Raw genomic sequence first — 3884 nt, 5'->3', positions numbered from 1 at the left:
AACACAGGTGCTACTGGCGCTACTGGACCTCAAGGCGTTCAAGGACCAACGGGTGCTACCGGCGCTACTGGCATAGGAGTTACTGGACCTACTGGACCTTCTGGTGGACCTACCGGACCTACTGGGCCTACTGGACCTAGCTTCCCTATAGCAACAATTGTTGTAACAAACAATATTCAGCAAACAGTACTGCAATTTAATAACTTTATTTTTAGTACTGCAATTAACGTAAACAATATTATCTTCAACGGCACAGATACAGTTACTGTTATTAACGGTGGTATTTATGTAATTAGCGTATCCATTTCTACAACTGCGCCAGGATGCGCTCCACTCGGAGTAGGAATTTCAATTAATGGAGCAGTCGCAACTGATAATTTCTCTTCAAATTTAATAGGCGACTCACTTTCATTTACTACAATCGAAACATTAGCAGCTGGTGCAAGAATTTCTGTTCAATCTACTCTTAATGAGATTACGATCCCTGCGACAGGAAATACTAACATCCGCCTTACTGTATTTAGAATCGCTTAAATTTCATGATATATTGTTTATGACAAATAAAAAAAGAGCGAGGAAACTCGCTCTTTTGTTGTTATGTACAATAATTCATTACTATTCTAATTCAATTGAAACATTTTTTTGTGGTACAAATGTGGAGATTGCATGTTTATAAATAAGCTGCTGCTTACCTTCTGTTTCCAGCAGGACTGTAAAATTATCAAATCCTTTAATTAGTCCACGAAGCTGGAAACCATTTAATAAGTACAGCGTAACAAACGTATTTTCTTTACGGAGTTGATTTAAAAACTGATCTTGAATATTGATTGATTGCTTCATGTCGAATCCTCCTCTTTTTCTCTACTTACTATTATTCGACTTTACTTGTAACTTTCCTTCTATGTATCGTAAAATTTCTGACGTTTTTTCACCGTCTGTAACATCAAACCACGTGACATCCATTTTATTACGGAACCACGTTAATTGACGTTTTGCATAACGACGCGAATTCGTCTTTAATTGTGACACCGCATCTTCTAAAGAGGCTCGATTCTCAAAATAATCATAGATTTCTTTATATCCAATCGCTTGAATAGATTGACAATCTCGTATCCCTCTATTATACAGCCCTTCTACTTCCTCTAATAGGCCTTGTTCCATCATCAAATCCACTCGTAAGTTAATGCGATCGTATAGCATTTCTCGATCCATTGTCAAGCCAATTAATGAAACATCATAGAGTAACTCTTTTTCTTGTTTCTCAATTTGTTCACTCATTTTTTCACCCGTCGTGTGGAAAATTTCTAACGCCCGAATGACACGTCGTACATTATTTGCATGAATACGCTCCGCACTTTCTGGATCTACTTCTTGCAATTTTTCATGTACATATTCCACACCGCGTTCTAAAGCTAACTTTTCCATTTGCTCTCGGTATATCACATCACCAGCATCATCTGTAAACTGATAATCGAATAAAACAGATTGTATATAAAGACCGGTCCCACCAACTATAATTGGTAATTTACCACGTTCTGTAATTTCTCGAATATGCTTGCGAACACGTTCTTGAAATTCCGCGACAGAAAATGAATCTTCCGGATTTTTTATATCGATCATATAATGTGGAATTCCGTCCATCTCTGCTTTTGTTACCTTTGCGGTTCCAATATCCATCGTTCGATAGATCTGCATGGAATCACCACTAATAATTTCACCGTTCAACGCTTTGGCAAGATCGATACTTAACTTCGTCTTTCCAACAGCAGTTGGTCCAATGATGACAGCAACTTTTTCACGTTGCACTTCTCCCATATCATTCAACTCTCTTTATGTAATATACTCCATCTATTGATTATACCCAATCTTACCAATTTTAACGGCATGATTGCAAGTTCTTTCATTTCGGTACATGAAATTATACAGAAAAAAGAACATAGTTTGTCCAATTCTGCATATACATGATAAAAATAGTTTCGAGAGGATGAGTTAACTATGAAACAATCCACCATCAATTTTTCATCTTTGACAAAAGACCTCATTTTAGCCACTTCTACAAAAGAACAAAATTGTTCACAAGAGGAATTATACTTCGCCCTAAATTGTTTACTACGGGCTTTTCATTCTACTCTCCATGAAACAACATTACATCCAGAAAATAAAAATACAGAATATATACAAACGCAATTTTGCAGTGCATATAAAATTATTACAGGTAAAACTATTTATCCATTTCAATAATCCATAAAAAGCGGCTGCTTACATAGTTTCAAGCAACCGCTTTTTATATTAATATCGATAACCTATTGTATAACTTTCACTTTTACAGATTTGCGCCCCCAGCTATTAGCACTACCATCTGAACCGACTAATACATCAATACGATTTCCTTTAATCGCACCACCGGTGTCTCCAGCAATCGCTTCTCCATATCCTTCTACCCATACTTTTGATCCAAGCGGAATTACTTTCGGATCAACAGCAATTACTTTCATATTTGGATTTGCTGTTAAATCATGCCCCATTGCAGTTAATACACGACCACCATACGAACCATTCTCACTCGGATCTGCTGTATATGCCGTTGCTTCTACTGTAATTTCACGACCACCAGTAGGCGCACTTGTTTCAGTAGATTTTGCAACTGGTTTTGCAGCCGGTTTTTCTTTTACCACAGGTTTACTTGATTCTACATTCTTAATAGAATCGTTACTCTTAACAGACTCTTTATTCTTAACTACTGTATTATTTTTAACTGGCGTATTTGTTCTAGCTGGCGCTTCTTCTTGAGCTACAACCTCTTTCTTTTCGATTACAGGTGCTGTTCCTGTTAAAAATGGCACGTGAACATATCCAACTTTTCCATTGTAGTCGAATTGTAACCATTCATTTTGAACTTGATTCGTCGTTTCAATCACATCATTTTTATTAAGTTTACCTAAAATTTCAGAATCAGTATTCGCTCCAGCACGAACATTTAATACGCCCGCCGTTACATAATATGTGCTCTTTGTAAAATCGGCACTTACAAACGCTTCCTTACCGTTCAACTTAATTTTTGTCCATCCATTTTCTGTATTTATAACATCTAGTGTATTCCCACTGAACACTTTACCTACAAGCTTTGACTCTACATTTGGGTTTTCTCTAACATTTAATACGTCTGTTGTTACAATTGTTTCCGCTTTAGCAGAACCCGCAAAAATCCCAAGACCAAAAACTGCTGCTGTTGCTATACCTAATAATTTTTTCATGAATAGCCTCCATTTGCTTTGTTTTCGTATTTTCATTATAGCAACAGATTTTTAGAATTTTTAGAAATCACACAATTACAAAGCATTCGTAATATACGATTAACGAGTTGTAACATAAATTTCCATATTAATAAAATGCATTTCTAATACAATCTCCAGTGGTTTTCATATATTTTTCATATACGAGCACAAGAACTTTTTTCCAGAAAAAATTACAGTGTTACTTTTTTGTTACAAAAAATTCACAATTCGTTACATCTTTTACCAAAAAACATCAATATTCAATTGTTAACCTATTTTTTTGTAATAAAAAGAGAGCAGCTACTTGAAGTGACCCCTAAAAGTTAGACACGGTTATTTCATTAGGCAGCTTGATAAAAGTGAGTCCGGTATTGTACCGGGCTCATTTTTAATTTCGCCTTAATCCGTTTCGTATTATAATAATCTATATATTTTTCTAATTCTATTTTAAAGTGCTCTACATTTTCAAATTCTTTTATGTAGAGGAACTCCGACTTCATAATCCCAAAGAAATTTTCTATTACTGCGTTGTCGTAACAGTTGCCTTTTCGAGACATACTCTGGACGATAGCTCTTGATTCAAGTGTCCGGACGTACTGTCTCATTTGA

Annotated in this window: 6 protein-coding genes; 2 read left to right on the top strand and 4 right to left on the bottom strand. The window is 35.7% G+C overall.

Annotated features, from left to right (window positions below; all coding sequences use genetic code 11):
- The coding region (locus tag BLT20_RS27210) for a Gly-Xaa-Xaa repeat protein (protein WP_000295213.1) at positions 1-534 on the top strand (534 nt) is incomplete at its 5' end.
- An 81-nt stretch (positions 535-615) separates the two neighbouring features.
- Here BLT20_RS27210 and hfq read toward each other — a convergent pair.
- Together hfq and miaA are read right to left on the bottom strand one after the other, a co-directional pair.
- Positions 616-840: an RNA chaperone Hfq gene (gene hfq / locus BLT20_RS27205; protein ID WP_000813896.1), complete on the bottom strand. Its 225-nt coding sequence runs from the start codon at positions 838-840 to the stop codon at positions 616-618.
- 21 nt (positions 841-861) lie between these two features.
- Complete coding sequence (gene miaA / locus BLT20_RS27200) at positions 862-1815, bottom strand: tRNA (adenosine(37)-N6)-dimethylallyltransferase MiaA (protein ID WP_000504926.1); 954 nt, start codon at positions 1813-1815, stop codon at positions 862-864.
- A 180-nt stretch (positions 1816-1995) separates the two neighbouring features.
- On the opposite strand from miaA, the gene BLT20_RS27195 reads away from it, so the two are divergent.
- Positions 1996-2241 (top strand): hypothetical protein, encoded by a 246-nt coding sequence (locus BLT20_RS27195; RefSeq protein ID WP_000814429.1) that lies wholly within the window; start codon positions 1996-1998, stop codon positions 2239-2241.
- 62 nt (positions 2242-2303) lie between these two features.
- Here BLT20_RS27195 and entD read toward each other — a convergent pair whose 3' ends face one another.
- Positions 2304-3254, bottom strand: coding sequence for a cell wall-binding protein EntD (gene entD / locus BLT20_RS27190; RefSeq protein WP_000734610.1), 951 nt, complete (start codon positions 3252-3254; stop codon positions 2304-2306).
- A gap of 362 nt (positions 3255-3616) precedes the next feature.
- A partial coding sequence (locus BLT20_RS27185) for an IS3 family transposase (RefSeq protein WP_141770363.1) occupies positions 3617-3884 on the bottom strand: 268 nt, incomplete at its 5' end.

The sequence above is a fragment of the Bacillus sp. cl96 genome (assembly GCF_900100505.1).
GTDB classification, from domain to species: Bacteria; Bacillota; Bacilli; order Bacillales; family Bacillaceae_G; genus Bacillus_A; species Bacillus_A cereus.
This window is presented reverse-complemented; position numbering and strand designations above follow the sequence as displayed.

Bases quoted from the DNA above. Each gene is read 5' to 3' on its own strand.
- miaA (WP_000504926.1), bottom strand. From the start codon at position 1,815: ATGGGAGAAGTGCAACGTGAAAAAGTTGCTGTCATCATTGGACCAACT.
- hfq (WP_000813896.1), bottom strand. From the start codon at position 840: ATGAAGCAATCAATCAATATTCAAGATCAGTTTTTAAATCAACTCCGT.
- entD (WP_000734610.1), bottom strand. From the start codon at position 3,254: ATGAAAAAATTATTAGGTATAGCAACAGCAGCAGTTTTTGGTCTTGGG.
- BLT20_RS27195 (WP_000814429.1), top strand. From the start codon at position 1,996: ATGAAACAATCCACCATCAATTTTTCATCTTTGACAAAAGACCTCATT.